The 24219-nt window shown below is 64.4% G+C and carries 17 protein-coding genes; 12 read left to right on the forward strand and 5 right to left on the reverse strand.

Features of this window, described 5'->3' with window-relative positions:
- From Q0J74_RS02335 to Q0J74_RS02345, 3 genes are all read right to left on the reverse strand, one after another.
- On the reverse strand, window positions 1–1550 hold a 1550-nt coding region (locus Q0J74_RS02335; RefSeq protein ID WP_297210022.1), incomplete at its 3' end, for a BadF/BadG/BcrA/BcrD ATPase family protein.
- A gap of 167 nt (window positions 1551–1717) precedes the next feature.
- Window positions 1718–3196, reverse strand: coding sequence for a 4-alpha-glucanotransferase (gene malQ, locus Q0J74_RS02340; protein ID WP_297210025.1), 1479 nt, complete (start codon window positions 3194–3196; stop codon window positions 1718–1720).
- An 80-nt stretch (window positions 3197–3276) separates the two neighbouring features.
- The gene (locus Q0J74_RS02345; protein ID WP_297210029.1) at window positions 3277–5763 is read right to left on the reverse strand and encodes an ATP-dependent Clp protease ATP-binding subunit; all 2487 of its coding nucleotides are present in this window, start codon (window positions 5761–5763) and stop codon (window positions 3277–3279) included.
- Window positions 5764–6088: 325 nt separating this feature from the next.
- On the opposite strand from Q0J74_RS02345, the gene Q0J74_RS02350 reads away from it, so the two are divergent.
- From Q0J74_RS02350 to Q0J74_RS02405, 12 genes are all read left to right on the forward strand, one after another.
- Window positions 6089–6259, forward strand: coding sequence for a DUF362 domain-containing protein (locus Q0J74_RS02350; RefSeq protein ID WP_087341111.1), 171 nt, complete (start codon window positions 6089–6091; stop codon window positions 6257–6259).
- Between the two features lie 77 nt (window positions 6260–6336).
- Complete coding sequence (gene brnQ / locus Q0J74_RS02355) at window positions 6337–7629, forward strand: branched-chain amino acid transport system II carrier protein (RefSeq protein WP_297210038.1); 1293 nt, start codon at window positions 6337–6339, stop codon at window positions 7627–7629.
- A gap of 75 nt (window positions 7630–7704) precedes the next feature.
- Window positions 7705–9069, forward strand: coding sequence for a response regulator (locus Q0J74_RS02360; protein ID WP_297210041.1), 1365 nt, complete (start codon window positions 7705–7707; stop codon window positions 9067–9069).
- On the forward strand, window positions 9066–10784 hold the full coding sequence (locus Q0J74_RS02365; RefSeq protein WP_363315545.1) for a cache domain-containing sensor histidine kinase: 1719 nt from the start codon (window positions 9066–9068) through the stop codon (window positions 10782–10784). Before Q0J74_RS02360 ends, Q0J74_RS02365 begins: the two co-directional genes overlap by 4 nt.
- Window positions 10771–11736 (forward strand): substrate-binding domain-containing protein, encoded by a 966-nt coding sequence (locus Q0J74_RS02370; protein WP_297210043.1) that lies wholly within the window; start codon window positions 10771–10773, stop codon window positions 11734–11736. Before Q0J74_RS02365 ends, Q0J74_RS02370 begins: the two co-directional genes overlap by 14 nt.
- Before the next feature lie 195 nt (window positions 11737–11931).
- A complete protein-coding gene (locus Q0J74_RS02375) occupies window positions 11932–13233 on the forward strand; it encodes a substrate-binding domain-containing protein (RefSeq protein ID WP_297210045.1) in 1302 nt (433 codons plus the stop codon).
- 157 nt (window positions 13234–13390) lie between these two features.
- The gene (locus tag Q0J74_RS02380; RefSeq protein ID WP_297210049.1) at window positions 13391–14899 is read left to right on the forward strand and encodes a sugar ABC transporter ATP-binding protein; all 1509 of its coding nucleotides are present in this window, start codon (window positions 13391–13393) and stop codon (window positions 14897–14899) included.
- Window positions 14900–14912: 13 nt separating this feature from the next.
- Window positions 14913–16565: an ABC transporter permease subunit gene (locus Q0J74_RS02385; RefSeq protein ID WP_297210051.1), complete on the forward strand. Its 1653-nt coding sequence runs from the start codon at window positions 14913–14915 to the stop codon at window positions 16563–16565.
- A gap of 152 nt (window positions 16566–16717) precedes the next feature.
- Window positions 16718–18004 (forward strand): galactokinase, encoded by a 1287-nt coding sequence (locus Q0J74_RS02390; protein ID WP_297210054.1) that lies wholly within the window; start codon window positions 16718–16720, stop codon window positions 18002–18004.
- A gap of 38 nt (window positions 18005–18042) precedes the next feature.
- Window positions 18043–19035: a UDP-glucose 4-epimerase GalE gene (galE, locus tag Q0J74_RS02395; protein WP_297210057.1), complete on the forward strand. Its 993-nt coding sequence runs from the start codon at window positions 18043–18045 to the stop codon at window positions 19033–19035.
- A gap of 2 nt (window positions 19036–19037) precedes the next feature.
- A complete protein-coding gene (galT, locus tag Q0J74_RS02400; protein ID WP_297210060.1) occupies window positions 19038–20537 on the forward strand; it encodes a UDP-glucose--hexose-1-phosphate uridylyltransferase in 1500 nt (499 codons plus the stop codon).
- 3 nt (window positions 20538–20540) lie between these two features.
- A complete protein-coding gene (locus Q0J74_RS02405; RefSeq protein ID WP_297210063.1) occupies window positions 20541–21578 on the forward strand; it encodes an aldose epimerase family protein in 1038 nt (345 codons plus the stop codon).
- 63 nt (window positions 21579–21641) lie between these two features.
- Here the strand turns inward: Q0J74_RS02405 and Q0J74_RS02410 are convergent, their stop codons facing one another.
- Together Q0J74_RS02410 and Q0J74_RS02415 are read right to left on the reverse strand one after the other, a co-directional pair.
- Window positions 21642–22034, reverse strand: coding sequence for a DUF5655 domain-containing protein (locus Q0J74_RS02410; protein ID WP_297210065.1), 393 nt, complete (start codon window positions 22032–22034; stop codon window positions 21642–21644).
- Entirely contained in the window at window positions 22034–24124 is a 2091-nt protein-coding gene (locus tag Q0J74_RS02415; RefSeq protein WP_297210068.1) for a hypothetical protein, read from the reverse strand. The genes Q0J74_RS02410 and Q0J74_RS02415 overlap by 1 nt, the downstream gene beginning before the upstream one ends.
- Window positions 24125–24219: the final 95 nt, after the last annotated feature.

Genomic DNA, 24219 nt, shown 5'->3' on the forward strand with positions numbered 1-24219 from the left:
TTGTACACCGCGTTTTTCACAATGGAGATGGAAAGCCCGGCGGAGATGTCCTCCACGCTGGCTCCGTCCTTCTGGGCCTGCTTTACGCTGGAGTTCATAAACACGGTACACCGGGAGCCCAGATTCACCGGGTGCCGGGCGAACAGGCCCAGCTTGGCGAAGTCGGCGATGGAGTAGCCCAGGGCCTTGGCAAAGGTCTCGATAAAGGAGCCGCAGCCGGAGGAGCAGGCCTCGTTGAGCAGGATGGAGTCCACCGCGCCGTTGCGGATCTTGAAGCACTTCATGTCCTGGCCGCCGATGTCAATGATGAAATCCACGTCGGGGTTGAAGTGGGCGGCGGCCTTGTAGTGGGCCACCGTCTCCACCAGGCCGGCGTCGCAGTTAAAGGCGTTTTTGATCAGATCCTCCCCGTAGCCGGTGACTGCCGCGCCCTTGATGGTGATCCGCCCCTCGCACAGGGGGTAGAGTTCCCGCAGCTGCTCCAGGACAATGGCCACCGGATTGCCCTGATTGGAGTGGTAGTAGGTGTACAGCAGGCCCCCGTCCGCGGTGATGAGGGCCATTTTGGTGGTGGTGGAGCCGGCGTCAATGCCCAGCCAGGCGTCGCCCCGGTAGGTATGAATGTCGGCCTGGGGGGGCTGCATGGCGTTGTGCCGGGCGGTAAAGGCCTCATAGTCCGCCTTGTCGGCAAAGAGGGGGGGCATGGTGTCCACCAGGCCCACATTGTCCACACTGCGCTCCAGCCGGTCCAGCACGTCGTCAAACAGCTGCTCCCCATAGTCGGAGGCGCACAGAGCGGCGCCGATCCCGGCAAAGCAGTCCCCGTCCTCGGGGAAGATGGCGTGGTCGCTGTCCAGCTTCAGAGTTTCGATAAACCGCTGCCGCAGGCCCATGAGGAAGTGGAGGGGTCCTCCCAGAAAGACGATTTTCCCCTTCAGCTCCCGGCCCTGGGTCAGGCCGGCCACCGTCTGGTCCACCACCGCCTGGAAGATGGAGGCGGCCACGTCCTCCTTCCGCCCCCCCTGGTTGAGGATGGGCTGGATGTCGCTCTTGGCGAACACACCGCAGCGGGAGGCGATGGGGTAGATCTTCTCGTGGTGCAGGCTCAGCTCGTCCAGCTCGTTTACCGTCACGTTCATCAGGGTGGCCATCTGGTCGATGAAGGCGCCGGTGCCGCCGGCGCAGGAGCCGTTCATCCGCTCCTCCAGGGCGCCGCCGAAGAAGATGATCTTGGCATCCTCGCCTCCCAGTTCGATCACCGCGTCGGTATCCGGTATGTACTGGTTGACGGCGGCGGCGGTGGCGTACACCTCCTGCACAAAGTCGATGTCCGCCGCCTTGGCCACCCCCAGGCCCGCCGAGCCGGTGATGACCATGCGCACCTGCTGGCCGGCCAGCCTGCCCTGAATGGAGCGCAGGGTCTCCGCCGCCCGCTCCCGGGCCTTGGAGTAGTGCCGCTCATAGGAGCGGAACAGCAGCTTGTTCTGTTCGTCCAGCACCACGACCTTGACGGTGGTGGAGCCGATATCAATTCCAATCCGAAGGCTCATACATTCACCCGTTTACCTTTTTAATAAGAATTTCGTATTCACCATAATATAACAAAGTTCTGCAATTTACAAGTGCCAAGGCTTAATATGCAGGAAATTCCACCGGAAAAGGGGAGATACAGCATTTGCCGTATCTCCCCGGGGACGCTTTTTGTGATATTTGACGGTTACCGGCGGTAGGTGCGGGTGATCTTGGCCAGCTTGCCGGACACGGAGGGGTTGAGGGCCTCGGCCCGTACCCGCCAGGACCAGTTGTGGGGTCCCATGGTGCCGGGGGTGTTGATCCGGGCGTCGCCCCCCAGGCCCAGCAGGTCCTGGAGGGGGGCGATGGCCAGGCGGCAGGGGGACATCCAGGCCCCGCATACCGCGCCCCAGCCGAACCCCTCCTCCTCCCGCAGGCGCAGATAGTCGAAGGCGTAATCCCGCTCGGCGGGGCTGGCTTCGCTGAACAGCCACTGGACAAAGGTGGGGGTGTCGTGGGTGCCGGTATAGATAACCGCCTCCTGGGGGCAGTTGTGGGGCAGGTAGGAGCTCTCCCCCACCGGGTCAAAGGCGTATACCAGCACCTTCATCCCCGGCAGGCCGCTCTGGGCGATGAACTCCAGCGCGTCGGCCTCCAGCGCCCCCAGATCCTCGGCGATGAGGGCGAGGCCGGACACGTTTTTCAGCGCGTCCAGCAGGCCGAAGCCCGGCCCCTCCTCCCAGTGGCCGGAGCGGGCGTCGGGCGCCCCCTTGGGAATGGACCAATAGGTGTGGAAAGCCCGGAAGTGGTCGATGCGCACCACGTCGTACAGCCGGGCCATGTGACTGCCCCGCCGCTTCCACCAGGCAAAGTCGGTCTTTTTGTGGTAGTCCCAGTCGTAGAGGGGGTTGCCCCAGTGCTGCCCCAGGTCGGTGAAGGCATCCGGGGGGACACCGGCCACGGCGGAGGGGGTCATATCCTCCTCCAGCTGGAACAGCTCCGGCTCGCTCCACACCTCGGCGCTGTCGGGGGAGACGTAGATGGGCAGGTCCCCGATGATGGAGATGCCCTTGGAGTTGGCGTAGGCCTTGACGGCGGTCCACTGCCGGAAAAAGAGCAGCTGCAAAAAGGCCTGGAACCGGCACTCCTCTGCCAGCTCGGTCCGATAGCGGGCCATGGCCTCCGGCTTGCGCAGCCGGGCCTCGTCGGGCCAGTCGGCCAGGGCCTTGCCGCCGAAGTGAGCGCGCAGGGCCAGGAACAGGGCGTAGTCGGGCAGCCAGTCCGCCTCGTCCGCCAGGAACTGGTCCAGCAAACCGTCATACCGCTGCCGCCCCCGCTCCCAGGCTCTGCGGAACAGGGGCATACGGCCCTGGTGGAGCCAGCCGTAGTCCACCCGGTCGGGGTTGTTCCACCGGGCGGAGTCCAGCTCCTCCCGGGTGAGCAGCCCCTCCTCCTGGAGCAGCTCCAGGTCCAGCAGCAGGGGATTACCCGCGAAGGAAGAGGCGGACATGTAGGGGGAATCCCCGCCCCCCGGCGGCACCAGGGGAAGAATCTGCCAGAACTTCTGCTTTCCGTCGGACAGGAAATTGATGAATTGCCGGGCGGATTTGCCCAGGGTTCCAATCCCGTAGGGTCCGGGCAGGGAGAAGACGGGAAGGAGGATACCACTGGCTCTCGCTTGCATAAACAGGCCTCCCAGATAAAGGATAAAGAACCCTTACATTATACCCCATTTTTCGCCCCGCCGCAAGGGCGGGAAGGGGACTACCCCACTTCCTCCCGCTCCGGGGCAGCCGGACCGGGCTGGAACCGGAGGCGCAGCCCGCCCTCCTCCAGGCAGACCAGGGCGGTGTCCCCCCGCCCCAGTCCGCCGCTGAGCAGGCCCTCTGCGGCGGGGTCCTCCACCCCGGCGCGGATGGTACGGCGGAGGGGGCGGGCACCGTAGCTGGGGTCAAAGCCCTGCCGGGCCAGCAGATCCAGAGCCTCCTCCGTCCAGGCGAGGGTGACCCCCAGGGCGGCCAGGCGGCTGCCCACCTGCTCCAGCATCCGCCGGGCGATGGCGCGGATCTCCGTGTGGCCCAGCTGGGTGAAGACGATGGTCTCGTCCAGCCGGTTGAGAAATTCCGGCCGGAAGACCTGCTTCAGATCCCGGGTGACGGCCTCCCGCAGCTCCTCCGGGGAGCGGGTCTGCCCGTCGGTCTGCCGGGCGGCGGAAAAGCCCAGCTGCCCGCCCCTGGTGGTGATGCGCTGGGCGCCCACGTTGGAGGTGAGGACCACGATGGCGTTTTTAAAGTCGGCCCTCCGGCCCTGGGCGTCGGTCACCACCCCGTCCTCCATCATTTGCAGCAGAATGCCCCAGATGTCCGGATGGGCCTTTTCGATCTCGTCAAAGAGCACCACGCAGTAGGGGCGGCGGCGTACCCGCTCGGTGAGCTGCCCGCCCTCCTCGTAACCCACATACCCCGGCGGGGAGCCGATGAGCCGGGAGACGGCATGCTTTTCCATGTACTCAGACATGTCGAAGCGCAGCAGGGCCTCCTCACTGCCGAACAGGGCGTGGGCCAGGGCCTTGCACAGTTCGGTCTTGCCCACGCCGGTGGGACCCAGAAAGAGGAAGCAGCCGGTGGGCCGGCCCGGCTCCTTCAACCCCACCCGGCCCCGGCGCACCGCCCGGGCCACCGCCCGTACCGCGTCCTGCTGGCCCACCACCCGACGGTGGAGGTCCTCCTCCAGCTGGAGCAGCCGCTGGCTCTCCGCCTGGGTGAGGGTGGTCACCGGAATGCCCGTCCAGCCGGATACCACTTCCGCCACGTCCTCCGCCTCCACCGAGCCGGTGTTCTGCCCCGAGCGCCACCTGGCCCGCTGCTGCTCCAGTTCCCGGCTGAAGTCCTCCTCCGCGTCCCGGAGCATGGCGGCTTTCTCAAAGTCCTGGTCCCGGATGGCCTCCTCCTTCTCCCGGCGGGTGCGGGCAGTGCGCTCCTCCAGGGCCTGGAGGTCGGGGGGCGCAGCCAGCCGCTGAATGCGTACCCGGGAGGCGGCCTCGTCCACCAGATCGATGGCCTTGTCCGGCAGCCGCCGGTCCCCGATATAGCGCTGAGACAGGGAGATGGCGGCGTCGATGGCCTCATCGGTGATGGTGAGGCGGTGATGGGCCTCGTACCGGTCCCGCAGCCCCAGCAGAATGGCCCGGGCGGTGCTGCTGTCCGGCTCGCCCACCACCACCGGCTGGAACCGCCGCTCCAGGGCGGCGTCCTTTTCAATATATTTCCGGTACTCGTCGGTGGTGGTGGCCCCGATCACCTGCAGCTCCCCCCGGCCCAGGGCGGGCTTGATGATGTTGGCCGCGTCGATGGCACCCTCGGCGGAGCCGGCCCCCACGATGGTGTGCAGCTCGTCAATAAAGAGGATGATGCCCCCGGCCCGGCGCACCTCCGCCAGGATGCTCTTCACCCGCTCCTCAAATTCTCCCCGGTATTTGGTACCTGCCACCATGGAGGACAGGTCCAGGGAGAGCAGCCGCTTGCCCTGCAAATCCTCCGGCACCTGCCCGGTGGCGATCCGCCAGGCCAGACCCTCAGCCACGGCGGTCTTGCCCACCCCCGGCTCGCCGATGAGGGCGGGGTTGTTTTTCTGCCGGCGGGCCAGGATCTGGATGGTGCGCCCGATTTCCCGGTCCCGCCCGATCACCGGGTCCAGCACCCCGCCGGCGGCCAGCCGGGTCAGGTCCCGGCAGAACTGGTCCAGCAGCTTGGTGTCTCCCCCGTACTCCCGCTCTCTGGGCCGTCCGGCCCCCCGGAAGGGGGAGGAGGAGGGGTCGCCCCCCATGGCGGCGGTGACGTCGGCCCGCAGCCGGCGGGGCTCGACCCCCATGCTGGCCAGCACCCGTACCGCCACCCCGTCCCCCTCCCGCAGGATGCCCAGCAGCAGGTGCTCGGTTCCCACGTAGGGGTGGCCCAGCCGGGCGGCCTCGGTGAGGGAGAGCTCGATGATCTTTTTGCATCTGGGGGAGAGCCCCTGGGAGGGGGCGGTACCGCCGTCGCCCGTCCCAACCAGGGCGGCGATGGCGTTTTTCAGGGCCTCCGGTTCCAGGCCCGCGGCCAGCAGCACCTTGGCTGCCACGCCGCTGCCCTCCCGGCTCAGTCCCAGCAGCAGGTGTTCGCTGCCCACGTAGCCGTGACCCAGCTCGGCGGAGCACTGCTGGGCCAGCCGCAGGGCGGTCTGCGCCCGCTGGGTGAATCGAGTGTCATTCATGGCCGTCTCCCGCCTGTTTTTCCCCCAAAACAGGGGCTTCTTCTGCCGCTTGACAGGTTTCATGCGCTGTTGCACGCCCTTTCGCTTTGGTTCTCTCCTGGTGCGCGCCGCTGCACGGCGCCCCCTCCAGTTCCGGGGTCAGGCTCCCGGCGGCCTGCATATGAAACGGAGATGGATGGTCCATGGATGCCCGCGCCTCCTTTGGAGTGTCTTCTAGTTTTTCCCGCTGAGAAAAAATATACCCACCTCCGGCGCATTTTAGCATTGCATTTTCAAAAAGTTATGATACAATAGCGTTAGCTTTAGAGTTTGGAGGTGTATTCCAATGGCCTATGTCATCAGCGACTCCTGCGTGAGCTGCGGTGCTTGCGAGGGCGCTTGCCCCGTGGGCGCTATCTCCCAGGGCGACGATCACTACGTCATCGACGCCGGCTCCTGCATCGATTGCGGCAGCTGCGCCGACACCTGCCCCACGGGTGCGATTTCCCAGGGCTAATTTGGTGCATACAGTGAAAAACAGCGGCACACCGCAAGGGGTGCCGCTGTTTTTAATCGGAATCAGGAGGTGGCGAGATGCAGCTGCGGGGCAAGAACCTGCTGTTGGTGGGCTTTACTCTGTTCTCCATGTTTTTCGGGGCCGGCAACCTGATCTTTCCCCCCGGCATTGCGGCCAAGGCCGGCGTCATGACCTGGCCGGCGGTGGCTGGCCTGGCGGTGAGCGCGGTGGGGCTGCCGGTGCTGGGCGTGGTGGCGGTGGCCCGCTCCGGCGGGCTGGATACCCTGGGCGGGCGGGTCCATCCCCTGTTTGCCCGGGCCTTCACCATCGCCGCCTATCTGGCCATCGGCCCCTGCCTGGCCATTCCCCGTACTGCCACCACCTCCTTTGAGATGGCGGTGCCGCCCTTTGTGGGGGCGGAGGCGCCCATCTCCCTCTTCCGGCTGGTCTACTCCCTGGTGTTCTTTGCCGCCGCACTGTGGATCGCCCTGCGGCCGGAGAAGCTCACCGACCGGCTGGGCAAGGTGCTCTGCCCCATTCTGGTGGCCCTCATCGTTTTTACCTTTGCCGGCTGCCTGCTCAACCCGCTGGAGGGGTACGGTCCGGCCTCGGGCAGCTACGTGACCCATCCGGTGATTCAGGGCTTTGTGGAGGGGTATCAGACCATGGACACCATCGCCGCGCTGGCCTTCGGCATAGTCATTGCCGTGAACATCCGGGCCAGGGGCGTGGAGGAGCAGGGCGCCGTGGTAAGGGGTACCATCCGCGCCGGGGTGATCGCCGGCGGAATGCTGCTGATCGTCTACTGCATGCTGGCCCACATCGGCGCTTTGTCCGCCGGGGCGGTGCCTGACCCCACCGACGGCGCCCAGGCGCTGACCAATGTGGTGGGGCTGCTTTTCGGCACCTGGGGCAGCGTGCTGCTGGCGGGCATCTTCGTCATCGCCTGCTTCAACGTGTGCGTGGGGCTGATCAGCTCCTGCGGGGAGTATTTTTGCTCCATCTGTCCCAGACTGAGCTACCGCAGCTGGGCGGTGCTGTTTGCGGTGGTGAGCATGGTGATCTCCAACGCGGGCCTGACCCAGATCATCTCGGTATCCGCCCCGGTGCTGGGTATCCTGTACCCCATGGCTATTGTCCTCATCGCCCTGTCCTTCTTCCAGCGCTGGCTGGCGGGGAAGCGGTGGGTCTATCCCCTGGGGGTGCTGTTTGCCGGCGTGTTCAGCGTGCTGGACGCCTTGAAGGCCGTTGTCCCGCCTCTGGGCGTGCTGGACGCCCTCCCCCTGACCCAGGCTGGGCTGGGCTGGCTGCTGCCGGCGGGCGCCGGTGTGGTGCTGGGCCTGCTGCTGCCCGGGAGAACGCAGCCCTGACCTGAAACCTGTCCGCGGACCGGCTCTGCCGGTCCGCGGAATTTTTTTGCCTGCCGGGCGGGGAAGATAATGTTTGTGGGTAAGGGAATGATCTGGTATAATGGGGAAAAAACGGTGCGGCCCCACCGGGCGGGGCAGGGAAAGGACGGTGCCGCGATGACCCACAAGACGCTGTATACCGTGGTTGTGGCGGATGACGAGGACGAGCTGAGAGAGGCGGTATGCACCATGATCCCCTGGCAGGACTACGGCTTTTGCCTGGTGGGGAGCGCCGGAAACGGGCTGGACGCCCTCCAGCTGGTGGAGCAGCACGAGCCGGATCTGCTGCTCACCGACATCCGCATGCCCTTCATCTCCGGCATTGAACTGGCCCGGCAGGTGCGGGAGGTGCGCCCGGCCACCAACATCGCCTTTCTCAGCGGCTATGACGACTTTGAATATGCCAAGCAGGCCATTCAGTACAACATCATCAGCTACATGCTCAAGCCCCTGACCATGGAGGGGCTTGGCGCGGAGCTGCGCATCATCCGCCAGAAGATCGACGCCCAGTTTGCCCAATTCCGGCAGACGGCCCCCCGGACCGGCGGGCCGGACCTGCGGGCGGCCATGCTGATGCCCCTGGTGCTGGACGATTACGCCGAGCCGGAGGGGGAGGCCCAGGCGGAGGCGTACGCCCGCCAGTGCGGCCTGCTGCGGGACCTGGAGGAAAGGCCCCGGTACACCGTAATGGTATCCATCCTGCTGAGCGGGGAGGGGGCCAACTGCACCGCGCCCCCCTTTGTGGAGTCGGTGGACCGGCTGGCGTCCAAATACCTGCGCAGCGTCAGCTTTTTTGCCGCGGGCAAGGTGATCTCGGTGCTGCTGGGCAACCCGTCGGACTTTGAGGAGTACCTGCACATTCTGGCCGATGAAATTCCCCAGATGGCGGAGCGGGTGCTGGGCAAGCGCTGCCGGATCGGCGTCAGCGGGGAGGTGCGGACCATCGGCGGCCTGCACGACGGCTACCGCCAGGCCATGGAGGCCCTGCGCCAGGGGGACCGGACGGAGGGCGGCGCCCAGTTTATCAGCGACCTGGCCCCGGCGGGGAAGGGGGGCAGCCTGCTGTGCAGGCGGGCGCTGGAGGCCCTGGACCAGCACTATATGGATACCGGCCTCTCCCTGGTCTCCCTCAGCGGGATGCTGGATGTCAGCCCCAACCACCTGAGCGCCTGCATCAAGAAGTATACCGGGGAGACCTTCATCAACATTCTGATCCGCAAGCGGATGGAGGCGGCCCGGGAGCTGGTGGCCTCCTCCCAGCTGAAAATCCAGGAGGTCTCCCAGCGCTGCGGCTATACCGATCAGCACTATTTCAGCTACTGCTTCAAGAAATACTGCGGGGAATCCCCCAACGCCATGCGCCGCAGGCTGGGACTGGAGAAGGGGAGTGAGGGAGGTTGAGACGGAGCGTTTCCCCCACGGGCCTGCGCATCACCACCATCCTGGTAACCATGGTGGTGGGGGTGGTGTCGGTGATTTTGTGCTGCTGCATCCTGCTCTTTCTCAACCGCTACCGCAGCGCCATGGTGCAGAATGCCCGCACCACCAGCGCCCAGGCGGTGGCCCAGGCCTCCAACACCGTGGGCAACTACCTGCGGGATATGAGCCAGGCCATGGATCTGGTAAAACAGTCCATGTCGGAGAGTGTGGACAACCAGGACCGGCTGCTGACGGTGTTCCTGACCTTCCGCCCGGACGTGGTGGCGGTGACCAGCTACTCCGCCGGCGGAGCGCTGCTGGACTGCTGGTCCCTGGACCGGGAGCCCAGAGAGCAGATCTTCCACAACCTCTCCTTCGACCTGGACCTGGCCCGGAGCGCGGAGGGGTCCTACATGACCGCCCCCCATGTGGAGAGTATTTTTGAGGGGTACTACCCCTGGGTGGTGACCATGACCGCCCCGCTGGAGCAGGGCGGGGAAGCGGCCTGGGTCTCCCTGGACCTGAGCTTTTCCAGCATCTCCAGCTACATCAGCAATGTGAGCATCGGCCAGCGGGGCTACTGCTTTCTGATGGACGGGGAGGGCAACATTGTCTACCACCCCCAGCAGCAGCTGATCTACGCCGGGCTGAAAGCGGAAAACACCGCCGCCCTGGCGGCCCTGAAGGACGACGCCTATGCCGACGACACCGTGATTTACAGCATCACCAGCGTGGCGGGCAGCGACTGGCGGGTGGTGGGCGTCAGCTACGTGGACGAGCTGGTGAACCGCAACGTGGGCGAGATGATCCGCCTGTCCATGCTGCTGGCGGTGGTGGTGCTGGCGGCGGCGGTGCTCACCAGCTGGCTGCTCTCCTTCCTGCTCAGCCGCCCACTGCGGGGTCTGGCGGCCGCCATGGAGCGCTTTGAAACCGACGCCGACCATTTCACCTACCGGCCCGTGGGCGGCACCCGGGAGGTGCAGGAGCTCTCCGATTCCTTCGGACATATGGTGCTGCGGATTCAGCAGCTGATGACCACCGTGCGGGAAGAGGAGGTCAACCTGCGCAAGACCGAGCTGAAGGCCCTCCAGGCCCAGATCAACCCCCATTTTTTGTACAACACCCTGGACTCCATCGCCTGGATGTGCGAACAGGGCCGCAACGCCGAGGCGGTGAACATGGTGCATGCCCTGGCCCGGCTGTTCCGCATCAGCATCAGCCGGGGCCACGAGCTCATCCCCATTGCCAAAGAGATTGAGCACGCCGAGAGCTACCTGCAAATCCAGAAATACCGGTATAAAAATCAGTTTACCTATGAATTTGACGTGGACCCGGCCTGCCTGAATTTTTACTGCAACAAAATCACCCTGCAGCCCATCATCGAAAACGCCATCAACCACGGCCTGGATCTGCTGGTGGAGGAAGGCCGCATCACCGTGCAGGTGCGGCAGGCGGGGGAGGATATCGTGTTCTACGTCCGGGACAACGGGGTGGGCATGAGCGAGGGGCAGATCCGCTCCATCATGCAGCACGGTCCCACGGACCGCACCGGCATCGGCATCAAAAACGTCAACGACCGGCTGAAGATCTATTTCGGCCGGCAGTACGGCCTGCGCATTACCAGTGAGCCGGACGTGGGGACCTGTGTGGAGATCCGCATGCCCAGGATACAGGAGGGGGAGTATGAGGCGAAATAGACGGACCGTACTGCTGTGGGCGCTGCTGTGGACGCTGCTGTGCGGGTGTGGGAACGACGCCGCCTCCTCCCGGCAGCATACGGTGACCCTGGTGGCCAAGTCCACCGAAACCGAGTTCTGGCTGTCGGTGTTTGCCGGCGCCGAGGCCGCCGCCACGGAGTACAACCTGGAGCTGGACATCATCGGACCGGAGACGGAGGAGGATTACGAGGCCCAGAACCGGATGATTGCCGATGCGGTGCAGGGCGGGGCGGAGGCCCTGGTTTTTTCCGCCATCGACTATGAAAACAACGCCGCCGCCGTCAATGAGGCCGCCCGGGCGGGTGTGAAGATCGTGGCCATTGACAGCAGCGTGGCTTCCCAGATGGTGAGCACCTATATCGGAACGGACAACTACGCCGCCGGGCGGATGGCGGCCCAGGCCGCCCTGGACCGGGTGGAGGGGACGCTGAAGGTGGGCCTGGTCAATTACGATGTCAGCAGCGCCAACGGCCAGGAGCGGGAGCGGGGGGCGGTGGACGCCTTTGCCGAGAGCGGCCGGGCGGAGATCGTGTCGGTGGTGAACACCCTGGCGGAGGCGGAGCAGGCCAAGCAGGACACCACCGCGCTTCTCAGCGCCTTTCCCGAGATCAACGTGCTGCTGGCCTTCAACGAACCCACCAGCGTGGGCGCAGGTAGGGCGGTTGAAGCGCTGGGCTGCGGCGAGACGGTATTTCTGGTGGGCTTTGACTCCAACGTAGTTACCATTGACGGCCTGCAGGAGGGCTGGGTGGACGCGCTGGTGGTGCAAAACCCTTACGCTATGGGTTACCTGGGGGTGGAGAGTGCCTACCAGCTGCTCAGCGGCCAGGACGGGGGCATGGAGCGGACCGTGGACACCTCCACTCAGATTGTGGACCGGGAGAATCTCTTTACCATGGACAGCCAGAAGGCTCTGTTTGCCTTTGAGTAGGGGACCCTTTGGCAAAGTGCACAGTTTTGACCGGCGAAATTTTTGTATATTATTTTATGTGGATAAAATTTTACCCTTCTTTCGGTGAATTTTCACCTTGTTTTTCCAATTCATATCCACTAGAATAAGTCTAGACCGGGCGGTATCCAAACAGGAGGGATGCTGTCCGAATTCTAAGGAAAAAGGAGAATTGCTATGAAAAAGAAGGTACTTGCGTTACTTCTCTCCGGCGCGATGGTGTTCTCTCTGGCCGCCTGCTCCGGCGGAACCGAGACCAGTGAGACCCCGTCCGGCGGCCAGGAGACCGGCAGCGGCGATCCCGCTCAGGTTACCGAGGTTGCCAACAAGGATAAGCCCCTGGTGTGGTTCAACCGTCAGCCCTCCAACAGCTCCACCGGCGAGCTGGACATGAACGCCCTGAGCTTCAACGAGGACACCTACTACGTGGGCTTTGACGCCAACCAGGGCGCCGAGCTCCAGGGTACCATGATCCTGGATTACATCACCGCTCACATTGACGAGATTGACCGCAACGGCGACGGCGTCATCGGCTACGTGCTGGCCATCGGCGACATCGGCCACAACGACTCCATCGCCCGTACCCGCGGCGTCCGCGCCGCTCTGGGTACTGCGGTTGATGTTGACGGCGCCATCGACAGCACGCCCGTCGGCACCAACATCGACGGTACCTCCACCTACGTGAAGGACGGCACCCTGGAGATCAACGGCCAGACCTACACCGTGCGTGAGCTGGCCTCTCAGGAGATGAAGAACTCCGCCGGCGCCACCTGGGATGCCGCCACCGCCGGCAACGCCATCGGCACCTGGGCCTCCTCCTTCGGCGATCAGATCGACATCGTGGCCTCCAACAACGACGGCATGGGCATGTCCATGTTCAACGCCTGGTCCAAGGCCAATGGGGTTCCCACCTTCGGTTATGACGCCAACTCCGACGCCGTTGCCGCCATCGCGGAGGGCTACGGCGGGACCATCAGCCAGCACGCCGACGTGCAGGCCTACCTGACCCTGCGTGTGCTGCGCAACGCGCTGGACGGCGTGGACATCGACACCGGCATCGGCACCCCCGACGACGCGGGCAACGTGCTGACCGACGATGTGTTCTATTACAATGAGGAGCAGCGCTCCTACTACGCTCTGAACGTGGCTGTCACCGCAGAGAACTACGAGGAGTTCCTGGACTCCACCGTTCCCTACGCCCCCGTTGCCAACCAGCTGGACGCCACCGCCCACCCCGAGAAGAGCGTATGGCTGAACATCTACAACGCCGCGGACAACTTCCTCAGCGCCACCTATCAGCCCCTGCTGCAGAACTATGACGATCTGCTGAACCTGAAGGTGGAGTACATCGGCGGCGACGGCCAGACCGAGTCCAACATCACCAACCGTCTGGGCAACCCCAGCGCCTATGACGCTTTCGCCATCAACATGGTGAAGACCGACAACGCCGCTTCCTACACCGGCCTGCTGAGCCAGTAAGAAAACCCTGCCGGGCCGGCGGCGTACCGCCGCCGGCCCGGAACTGAATCGCACGCTGAAAGGGAGAAGGGATTCTCCCTCTCGGCGTTTTTGAAGCAAGGCCCGGCGCGTGATCCTCTGCCGGGTTCTGGAATATGCAATAACGGGAGTAACGAGAATGGCAGATGCAAGAGATGATATTGTCCTGTCCATCCGCGGCATGTGCAAATCCTTCGGCCGAAACCGGGTGCTGGACCACATCAACCTGGATGTGAAGCGGGGCACGGTCATGGGGCTGATGGGGGAGAACGGCGCGGGCAAGTCCACCATGATGAAGTGCCTGTTCGGCACCTATCAGAAGGACGAGGGCAAAATTTTCCTCAATGGCAAGGAAATCAGCTTTTCCGGCCCCAAGGACGCGCTGGAAAACGGAATCGCCATGGTGCACCAGGAGCTGAACCAGTGCCTGGAGCGCAATGTGATTGACAATCTGTTCCTGGGCCGCTACCCCACCAATGCTGTTGGAGTGGTGGACGAGGGCCGGATGAAGAAAAAAGCGGCGGAGCTGTTCCGCAAGCTGGGCATGACGGTGAATCTGACCCAGCCTATGCGGAATATGTCCGTCTCCCAGCGGCAGATGTGTGAGATTGCCAAGGCAATCTCCTACAATTCCCAGGTTATCGTGCTGGACGAGCCCACCTCCTCCCTGACGGTACAGGAGGTAGATAAGCTCTTTGAGATGATGCGGATGCTCAAATCCCAGGGTATTTCCCTGATCTACATCTCCCACAAGATGGATGAGATCTTTGAGATCTGCGATGAGATCTCGGTGCTCCGGGACGGCAATCTGGTGATGACCAAGCCCTCCAAAGAGACCAATATGAACGAGCTGATCGCCGCCATGGTGGGCCGCTCTCTGGAGAGCCGCTTCCCGCCGGTGAACAACACCCCCGGCGACACCATCCTCTCCGTGCAGCACCTGTCCACCAAGTACGCCCCCTACCTGCAGGATGTGTCCTTTGACGTGAAGGAGGGCGAGATCTTCGGCCTGTACGGCCTGGTGGGCGCCGGGCGCACCGAGCTGATGGAGACCATCTTCGGGGTGCGTACCCGTGCGGCGGGCCGGGTCTATTTCAAAAACCGGCTGATGAATTTCGGCAGCGCCAAGGAGGCCATTGAGCACGGTTTTGCCATGATCACGGAGGAACGCAAGGCCAACGGCCTGTTCCTCAAGTGCGACCTCACCTTCAATACCACCATCGCCAATCTGGAGCAGTACAAGGCCGGTCTGGCCCTGTCCGACGCCAAGATGGTGAAGGCCACCAACAAGGAGATCAAGGTCATGCACACCAAGTGCATGGGTCCTGACGATATGATTACCAGCCTGTCCGGCGGCAATCAGCAAAAGGTCATCTTCGGCAAATGGCTGGAGCGGGAACCCCAGGTCTTTATGATGGACGAACCCACCCGCGGCATTGACGTGGGCGCCAAGTATGAGATCTATGAGCTGATCATCAACATGGCCAAGCAGGGCAAGACCATCATCGTGGTCTCCTCCGAGATGCCGGAGATTCTGGGCATCACCAACCGCATCGGGGTCATGTCCAACGGACATCTCTCCGGCATCGTGAACACGAAAGAGACGGATCAGGAAGAGCTTTTGCGCCTGAGCGCAAAATATCTGTAGTAGGAGATAAGCTATGGTTGCAGAGAATACGAAGATATTGACGGCGGAGCAGGAGGCCAAGCTCCTCCAGCCCATTGACGAAGCCGTAGGCGCCATTCAGGCCAAGATCAACGAGCTGCGGGCGGATGGCACCGACAAGGTGGTGGAGATCCAGAGCATCCTGGACAACCTGAAGCGGGACAAGATATACACCGCCCAGGAGAAGGCAGCCCGCACCCAGGAGCTCCAGGCTCAGCTGGCCAAGGCCAAAGAGGTGGAGGCCAAGAACAAGGACGAGGTGTCCAAGCTCATCGCCCAGGCGGAGAGCTATCTGAAGGCCAACTACCAGGGCTATTACCAGGCGGTGACGGAGAGCTGCAAGGCCGAGAAGGTCCAGGCGGAGGAGAACTACAAGGCCGCCGTGGCCGCCCTGGAGCAGGAGCATCAGGCCACCGTGTCCAAGCTCACCGACGCCGGCGAGGTGAAGGACGAGAAGTACGTCCACAAAAACCGCCTCTTTGACGCCAAGATGAAGCGGGCCAAGGACCTGCAGGAGATCAAGGACCGGCAGCACGCCGCCTTTGACCACCGGTATCACCTCATTGACCTGCTGCGCATGTCCAAGTTTACCTTCGGCGAGACCATGGCCCAGAAGTGGGAGAGCTACAAATACACCTTCAACCGCCGGGACTTCCTGCTGAAGAACGGCCTTTACATTGCCATCATCATCATCTTCATCGCCCTTTGTATCATCACCCCCGTGGTGAAGAACATGCCTCTGTTGACGGTGAACAACGTGCTGAACATCCTGCAGCAGGCCTCCCCCAGAATGTTCCTGGCTCTGGGCGTGGCGGGTCTGATCCTGCTGGCCGGCACCGACCTGTCCATCGGCCGTATGGTGGGCATGGGCATGACGGCGGCCACCATCGTGATGCATCAGGGCATCAACACCGGCTCGGTGTTCGGACACATCTTTGACTTCACCGGCGTGCCGGTCATCGGCCGGGTCTTCCTGGCCCTGGTGGTGTGCGTTGTGCTGTGTACCATCTTCACCACCATCGCCGGCTTCTTTACCGCCAAGTTCAAGATGCACCCCTTCATTTCCACCATGGCCAACATGCTGGTGATCTTCGGCCTGGTGACCTACTCCACCAAGGGCGTGTCCTTCGGCGCCATTGACACCACCATCCCCAGCATGATCATTCCCCGCTTCGGCAGCTTCCCCACCATCATTCTGTGGGCCGTGGCTGCGGTGATTGTGGTGTGGTTCATCTGGAACAAGACCACCTTCGGCAAGAACCTCTACGCCGTGGGCGGCAACCCGGAAGCCGCCGCCGTGTCCGGTATCTCGGTGTTCTGGGTTACCGTGGGCGCCTTCATCATGGCCGGCGTCCTCTACGGGTTCGGCGCCTGGCTGGAGTGCCTGCGTATGACCGGTTCCGGCTCCGCGGCCTATGGCCAGGGCTGGGAGATGGATGCCATCGCGGCCTGCGTGGTGGGCGGCATCTCCTTCACCGGCGGTATCGGCAAGATCTCCGGGTGCGTGGTGGGCGTGTTTATCTTCACCGCCCTGACCTACTCCCTCACCACCCTGGGTATTGACACCAACCTCCAGTTTGTGTTCTCCGGCATCATCATTCTGGTGGCCGTCATGCTGGACTGCCTGAAGTACGTCCAGAAGAAGTAAGCCTTATCTCAGAAGCGGGAAGCCGCTGCAAGGCAAACGCGGGAAACCCGCCTGCTTTGCAGCGGCTTTCTTGACGGAGACGGGAAAAGCGTGTATGCTGTGCATTGAAGAACGGCCCCGGCGGCGCCGGGGCGGAAAGGGAGAGGATAACCATGCAAAAACTGGGCGATGTGCGCCGTGCGCTGGCGGCCGGGGCGCTGGACAAGCCCATGGCCGGCCTGCTGTACGGCGATCTGGCCGCCGCCCGGCGCCGGGTGTCGGACTTGCTGGACGGCTTCCAGCATAGCTTTGGAGCGGGGGAGGACACTCCTGTGGCCCTGTGCTCCGCCCCCGGCCGGACGGAGCTCTGCGGCAACCACACCGACCATCAGCACGGCCGGGTGCTGGCCGGTGCGGTGGATCTGGATTTTCTGGCCTGCGCCGCCCCCAACGGCACCCGTGTGATCCGTTTCCAGTCCCAGGGCTGGCCCATGGTGGAAGTGATGCTGGACACCCTGGAGCCGGTGGAGGAGGAGAAGGAGAGCACCGCTTCCCTGGTGAGAGGCATGGCGGCCCAGGCGGCCGGGAAGGGCTATCCGGTGTCTGGCTTCGACGTGTTCGCCATGTCGGAGGTATTGCCCGGCTCCGGCCTGTCCTCCTCGGCGGCCTGCGAGGTGCTGCTGGGCGTGATTGAAAATCACCTGTTCTGCCGGGATGAGCTGGACGCGGTGACCATCGCCCAGATGGGGCAGCGGGCGGAGAATGACTTTTTCGGCAAGCCCAGCGGCCTGATGGACCAGACCGCCTCCTCCGTGGGGGGTGCGGTGGCCATTGATTTTGCCGATCCCGCCGCTCCGGTGGTGCGGTCGGTGGCGGTGGACCTGGACAGCCTGGGCTATGCCCTGTGCATCATCGACTCGGGAGCCAGCCACGCCGACCTGACGGATGAATACGCCGCGGTCCCCCGGGAGATGGGGGCGGTGGCGGCCTTCTTCGGAAAGCGGGTACTGCGTGAGGTGGAGGAGTCTCAGGTGCTCCAGAACCTGCCCCGGCTGCGGCAGGCGGTGGGGGACCGGGCGGTGCTCCGGGCGCTGCACTTCTATGCCGACGACAGGCGGGTGGCGGCGGAGGCCGACGCCCTGGCCGCCGGAGACATGGCGGCCTTCCTGGCCCTGGTGAACCAGTCCGGCCGCTCCTCCTGGGAGCTGCTTCAGAACATCACCCCTGCCGGAGCGGTGGCCGAGCAGGCCATGGCGGTGGCTCTGACGGTGGCGGAGCGGGCGCTGGAAGGCCGGGGCGCCTGCCGGGTTCACGGCGGCGGATTTGCCGGCACCATCCAGGCTTTTGTGCCGCTGGAGCTGCTGCCCCGGTTCCGGGCGCAGGTGGAGGCGGCCCTGGGCGCGGGCAGCTGCCATGTGTTGCGGGTCCGGCCGGTGGGCGGCGCCGTTCTCTGGTCCTGAATGATCTGACTGTTTAATGTGAAAGGAGCGCACCTGAAATGGCGATTTTGGTGTTAGGCGGGGCCGGCTACATCGGCTCCCATACGGTGTATGAGCTGATTGACGCGGGCCGGGAGGTAGTGGTGGCCGACAATTTGCAGACCGGCTTCAAGGCCGCCGTCCACCCCAAGGCGAAGTTTTACCAGCTGGATATCCGGGACCGGGGGGCGCTGGACACCCTGTTCCAGGCCGAGCACATTGAGGGGGTCATTCACTTTGCCGCCTCCTCCCAGGTGGGGGAGTCCATGTCCAACCCCTTGAAGTACTATGACAACAACCTCTACGGCACCATGGTGCTCCTCCAGTCCATGGTGGCCCACGGGGTGGATAAGATTGTGTTTTCCTCCACCGCCGCCACCTATGGCGAGCCGGAGCGGGTTCCCATTCTGGAGAGCGACCCCACCGTACCCACCAACTGCTACGGCCAGACCAAGCTGGCCATGGAGCACATGATGGGCTGGGTCTCCCGGGCGCACGGATTGAAATACGTGGCGCTGCGGTACTTCAACGCCTGCGGCGCCCACGTTTCCGGCCGGATCGGGGAGGCCCACAACCCGGAGACCCACCTCATCCCCATCATCCTCCAGGTCCCCCTGGGCCAGCGGGCGGCGGTGAGCGTCTTCGGGGACGACTATCCCACCAAGGACGGCACCTGCATCCGGGACTACATCCACGTCACCGACCTGGCCCAGGCCCATATCCTGGCCCTGGACTATCTGATGAAGGGCGGGGACAACAACGTGTTCAACCTGGGCAACGGGGTGGGCTTTACCGTAAACGAGGTTATCGAGGTGGCCCGGGCGGTGACCGGCCATCCCATCCCGGCCAATATGGCCCCTCGCCGGGCTGGAGATCCCGCCCAGCTCATCGCCTCCTCGGCCAAGGCGGTGGAGGTGCTGGGCTGGCAGCCCAAGTACAACGATCTGTCCACCATTGTGGCCACCGCCTGGGCCTGGCACAAGGACCACCCCAACGGATTTGAGGAGGGCTGAGCATGGAGCGTGACCAGGCCATTGCCAAGCTGCTGTCCTATGCCCTGGAGCGGGAGCTGATTACGCCGGCGGATACCCTCTGGGCGGCCAACACCCTGCTGGAGGCGCTGGAGCTGGACGGCTGCGCCCTGCCGCACCCTCTGCCCCCCATGGGGGAGGGAGAGCTGCCTGCCGTGCTGGACGTCCTGCTGGACGACGCGGCGGAGCGGGGCGTACTGGAGGAAAACACCATCACCTACCGGGATCTGCTGGATACCAGGCTGATGGGCGCCCTCACCCCCCGGCCCGCCCAGGTGATCGGGCGCTTCCAGGAGCTGTACCGGGAGAGTCCCCAGGCGGCCACCGACTGGTACTACAAATTTAGCCAGGACACCAACTACATCCGCCGGGACCGGATCGCCAAGGACGTGCAGTGGAAGACGGAGACCGGCTACGGGGAGCTGGATATCACCATCAACCTCTCCAAGCCGGAAAAGGACCCCAAGGCCATTGCCGCCGCACGGAACCTGCCCGCCGCCGCCTATCCCCGGTGCCAGCTGTGTGCCGAGAACGAGGGGTATGCCGGCCGGGTGAACCATCCCGCCCGGCAAAACCACCGCATCGTCCCCATCACCATCAACGGCTCTCCCTGGTTTTTGCAGTACTCCCCCTATGTGTACTACAACGAGCACTGCATCTGCCTGAACCGGGAGCACACCCCCATGAAGATTGACCGGGCCTGCTTTGCCAAGCTGCTGGACTTTGTGGGGCAGTTCCCCCACTATTTTGTGGGCTCCAACGCGGACCTGCCCATTGTGGGCGGCTCCATTCTGGCCCACGACCATTTCCAGGGGGGGCGGTATACCTTCGCCATGGAGAAAGCGCCGGTGGAGCTGCCCTTCACCTTCCCCGGTTATGAGGACGTACAGGCGGGAATCGTCAAGTGGCCCATGGCGGTGGTGCGCCTGACCTGCCCGGATGCGGAGCGGCTGGTGGAGCTGGCTGACCGCATTCTGCTGAGCTGGCGGGGCTACACCGACGAGGCAGCCATGATTCTGGCCGAGACCGACGGGGAGCCCCACAACACCATCACCCCCATCGCCCGGCGGCGGGGGAACGACTATGAGCTGGACCTGGTGCTGCGCAACAATCTGACCACGCCGGAGCACCCGCTGGGGCTGTACCACCCCCACGCCCAGCTCCACCACATCAAGAAGGAGAACATCGGCCTGATCGAAGTGATGGGCCTGGCGGTTCTGCCCGCCCGCCTGAAGGCCGAGCTGGCCGCCGTGGCGGACAAGCTGGTAACGGGGGCGGACCTGCGGGCCGATCCCCTGACCGCCTCCCATGCCGACTGGGCGGAGGGCTTCCGGGACAAGTACACCCTGACGGCGGACAACGCCCTGGAGGCGGTGTATCACGAGACCGGCCTGGTCTTTGCCCAGGTGCTGGAGCACGCCGGGGTATACGCCCGCACGCCGGCGGGCCAGGAGGCGTTCCTCCGCTTCCTGCGGCAGGTGTAAGCCATGGCGGAGCTGACTTGGCAGCCTTTTGGGCTTACCCGGGACCGCCGGCAGGTGGAGCTGTGGACCCTCCGGGCCGGCCGCTACGCCGCCCAGGTGCTCACCTACGGCGGCATTCTCCGGGCCTTTACCGTCCCGGCCGAGGAGGGGGAGCGGGACATTGTCCTGGGGTGCGAGACCCTGGCGGACTATGAGCGCCAGGACAAGTACCTGGGCGCCCTGGTGGGCCGGGTGGCCAACCGCATCGGCGGCGCCGCCTTTGCGCTGAACGGGACGACCTATCAGCTGGCGGCCAACAACGGCCCCAACTGCCTCCATGGCGGCCTTCACGGCTTCCATCAGGCGGTGTGGAAGGCCAGGGAGGAGCACGGCGCCCTGGTGCTTACCCACGTCAGCCCCGACGGGGAAGAGGGATTTCCCGGCGCCCTTTGGGTGCAGGTGACCTATACCCTAACCGCCGATGGAGTGCTTACCCTGGACTACCGGGGGGAGAGCACCGCCGACACCCTCTGTAATCTCACCAACCACAGTTATTTCAATCTGCTGGGCCACGCCTCCGGTTCCCTGGCGGGCCAGCAGATCCAGGTGTGGGCGGACGCCATTACCCAGACCGACGCCACCAGCGTCCCCACCGGCGTTCTGCTGCCGGTAGAGGGTACGCCCTTTGACCTGCGCCGCCCGGTGGACTTTCTCCAGGGGCTGGCCATGACCCATCCCCAGCTCACCCTGGGCAATGGCTACGACCACAATTTTGTCCTGAGCCGTCAGCCCCGCGCCCCCATGGGACTGGCCGCCCGGGTCACCGGCGGCGGACTGTGCCTGGCGTGCTATACCACCCAGCCCGGCCTCCAGCTCTACACCGCCAATTACCTGGACGGTACCCCCGGCAAGGGGGGTGTGTCCTACGGACCACGGTCGGCCTTCTGCCTGGAGACCCAGGCCTGGCCGGACGCCATCCATCACCCGGACTTTCCCACCGTGGTGCTCCGGGCGGGGGAGAGCTACCGCCACACCACCGCCTATCGGGTGACGGCGGTATAAGGAAATCAGACAGGCGGGTGTCCCCAAACCCGGGGACACCCGCCTGTTTTGTGCGCTCTGCCGTTATTTTTCCTGGGAAAAGCGCCATGCCTCCCCCAGCCACTCCAGCAGCTGGCCGTCTATCTGCTCCGGCCGGTCCACCACCACGTGGTGGGTCCAGCGGTTGGGGTAGGGCTCCACCGCCACGGCAACGCGGGGGTGGTCCAACCGGCGGCCCAGGCCGAAGGTGACCAGCAGGCAGTGTTCCGGCCACCCCTTTTTCCGGCGGAAGGGCAGGGAGGCGGCGGCGAAGAGATGGCGGCCATAAAAGCTGATCTGGCTTTTCTGCACCTTCACCTGCCCCTCCGGAAAGGCGGCGCTCATGGCCTGGAACAGGGCCTCGTAGAGGGCAAGCTCCCGGTCGTGGCCGGAGAAGTAGACCTGTAAATCGGACAGGTAGTAGGGAGAGCACTCCATCAGCCAGCCTCCGCTGCCTGCCTGGCCAGCACTACCGCAAAGCGTCCCTCATATTTCGCCTCCTGCTGGTCGGCCTGCGACCCGTCGGAAATGGAGAAGCGGATCTCATAAATTTGCTCCGGCGCCAGACGGGCGCCGGCCTCCAGAACCTGCCCGCCGTCGGCGCACAGGCTCCACGGCTCGCTCATTTCCCTCAGCGCCCCCGCGGCATCCTGGAAGAACAGGGTGTAGCGTGCGGGACTGCCCTCCAGGCCGTTTACCCGCAGGGCCAGGGTCTGTGTTTCCCGCAGATTCTCCACCGTTACGCTGGTCAGATATCCGGCGGGCTGGAAGTCCGCACCCAGGGCGTCATCCGCCAGGCGGACCCGGCCGGTGTCCGCCGGAGGGATCTCCTTGGCGGGGCTGTCCGGCAGGTAGGCCAGCACGTCCTGCCAGCACACCATTTCCATGGCGCCGGTGGGACAGTAGAGGGCGTTTCCGCCGGGGTCGGGGATGACGCCCACAGCCAGGTTGTTGTAGCCCGACGCCTGGGAGACGTCCATCCGCAGCAGGGTCTCTCCGGAGTCAAAGTCCAGCACCTCGTATACCCACATGCCGCTCTCCAGGTCCTGCCAATAGCCGTACAGGTAGCCGGTGGCGGTGCTCAGCTTGATCATGGTGGTTTCGTGAATGTCCGCCCGGGACCACACCTTCTCCGCGGTATAGCCGCCGTCGGTTTTGACAAAGTCCACCCGCTCCACCCCGGGGGCGATATAGACGTTGCCCTGGCTCATCCAGTTGGCGTCGTAGATGTTGTCGTAGGACTGGATGGAGGAGTCGGCGTCGGGGTCGGCCAGGCCGGAATTGCCTGCGCCGAACCAGTTGCACACGATGACCGAGGCCGAGCCATCCCCCGGGTCGTACACCAGAATGGAGTTCTCCACCGACACGGGGACATCTTCACCCAGCTGGTCCAGTACCGGGATCTGCGCTACAATCTCCCCCGTCCGGGAGGAGAGGGCGATGAGCTGGATGGGGTCCTGGTTGTCGGTGAAGATCACCAAATCCCGGGTGAGGGTGGGGCTGGTGCCGCTGCCCCAGGCCAGGCCGCCCCCGGTGTAGCCGGAGCCTTCCTGGGCGTCGTTGGCGCCGCTGCTCTCATAGGAGGTGCGCCAGGAGACCGAGACCCCGTCCTCCGCCGTCAGCATGTAGCAGGCCAGGTTGGTGAGGATCACCGCCCCATCCTCATTGGCGGCAATGCCGTTTTCCGCCCCTTCCCCCGGCTCCAGGGGATAGAAGAAGATGTTGTCCTCCAGCGACACCTGCTGGCCCGTTTGCAGCTGCTGCATGTACGAGCGGGAGATGTACCCCAAAAATCCCTGGGACTGCCGGTCGGGATAGATCCGGAAGCCGCCGGTGGTGAACCACAGGTTGCCCTCGTAGTCGTACACGATGCTCAGCAGATTCTGGTCAAACCCCTCGCCCAGATGGGCCGCGGCCTGCTCCATCACGTTGATGTCCAGCAGCGGCTCAAACACCGGCAGGATCTCCCCCTGTTCATCCATGGTCTGAAGTACCAGGATGTGTCCGTGGGAGGTGGGCGCCACCACATGGTCGCTGCTGTCCACAAAGGAGTAGGAGATCTGCAGGGCGTAGCCGCCCTCGCTGTCCCGGGCGGGGACGAAGGAGCCGGCCCGCTGAATGGTGTCCCCAGTCAGGTCCGTGATGGAGATACCCCCCAGGAAGGGTGTGATGGCATTGCCCTTGCTGTCGTAAAAGGCGGCGGAAGGGGCATGGATGTTCTGGGTCTCCGTGGAGGTGGTCACCCTGGAGTAGATGCCCAGGGGCGCCACCGCGTCGGTGACGTCGGTGGCATAGACGTCGTTATGAATGGAATTGTCGCTTGCGGCCATGTAGGGGTTTGGGGTCACGGCCTTGGCCGGAAGGGGGTGGGGGACCAGCGCCGTCCGGCCCTCCGGCCCGGCCGCGGGGCTGGATACCGGACTGTCGGCCGGGCTGTTCTCCGGTCCGGTGGGCTGCCCGGCGCAGCCCTGACAGGCCAGCAGCAGGGCCAGCGCCGCTGCACACAGGGGGAAAAGGCGTTTTTTCATGGGACTTCCTCCATAGCAGATGAGTGGTTGTTGGTCAGATGATGTCTACCATGTTTTTCTTTTCTTGTCAAGGACTTTCTCAGCCGGATGCCGGA

Origin of the sequence: uncultured Flavonifractor sp., from assembly GCF_944387675.1 — a bacterium.
Lineage (GTDB): Bacteria > Bacillota > Clostridia > Oscillospirales > Oscillospiraceae > Flavonifractor.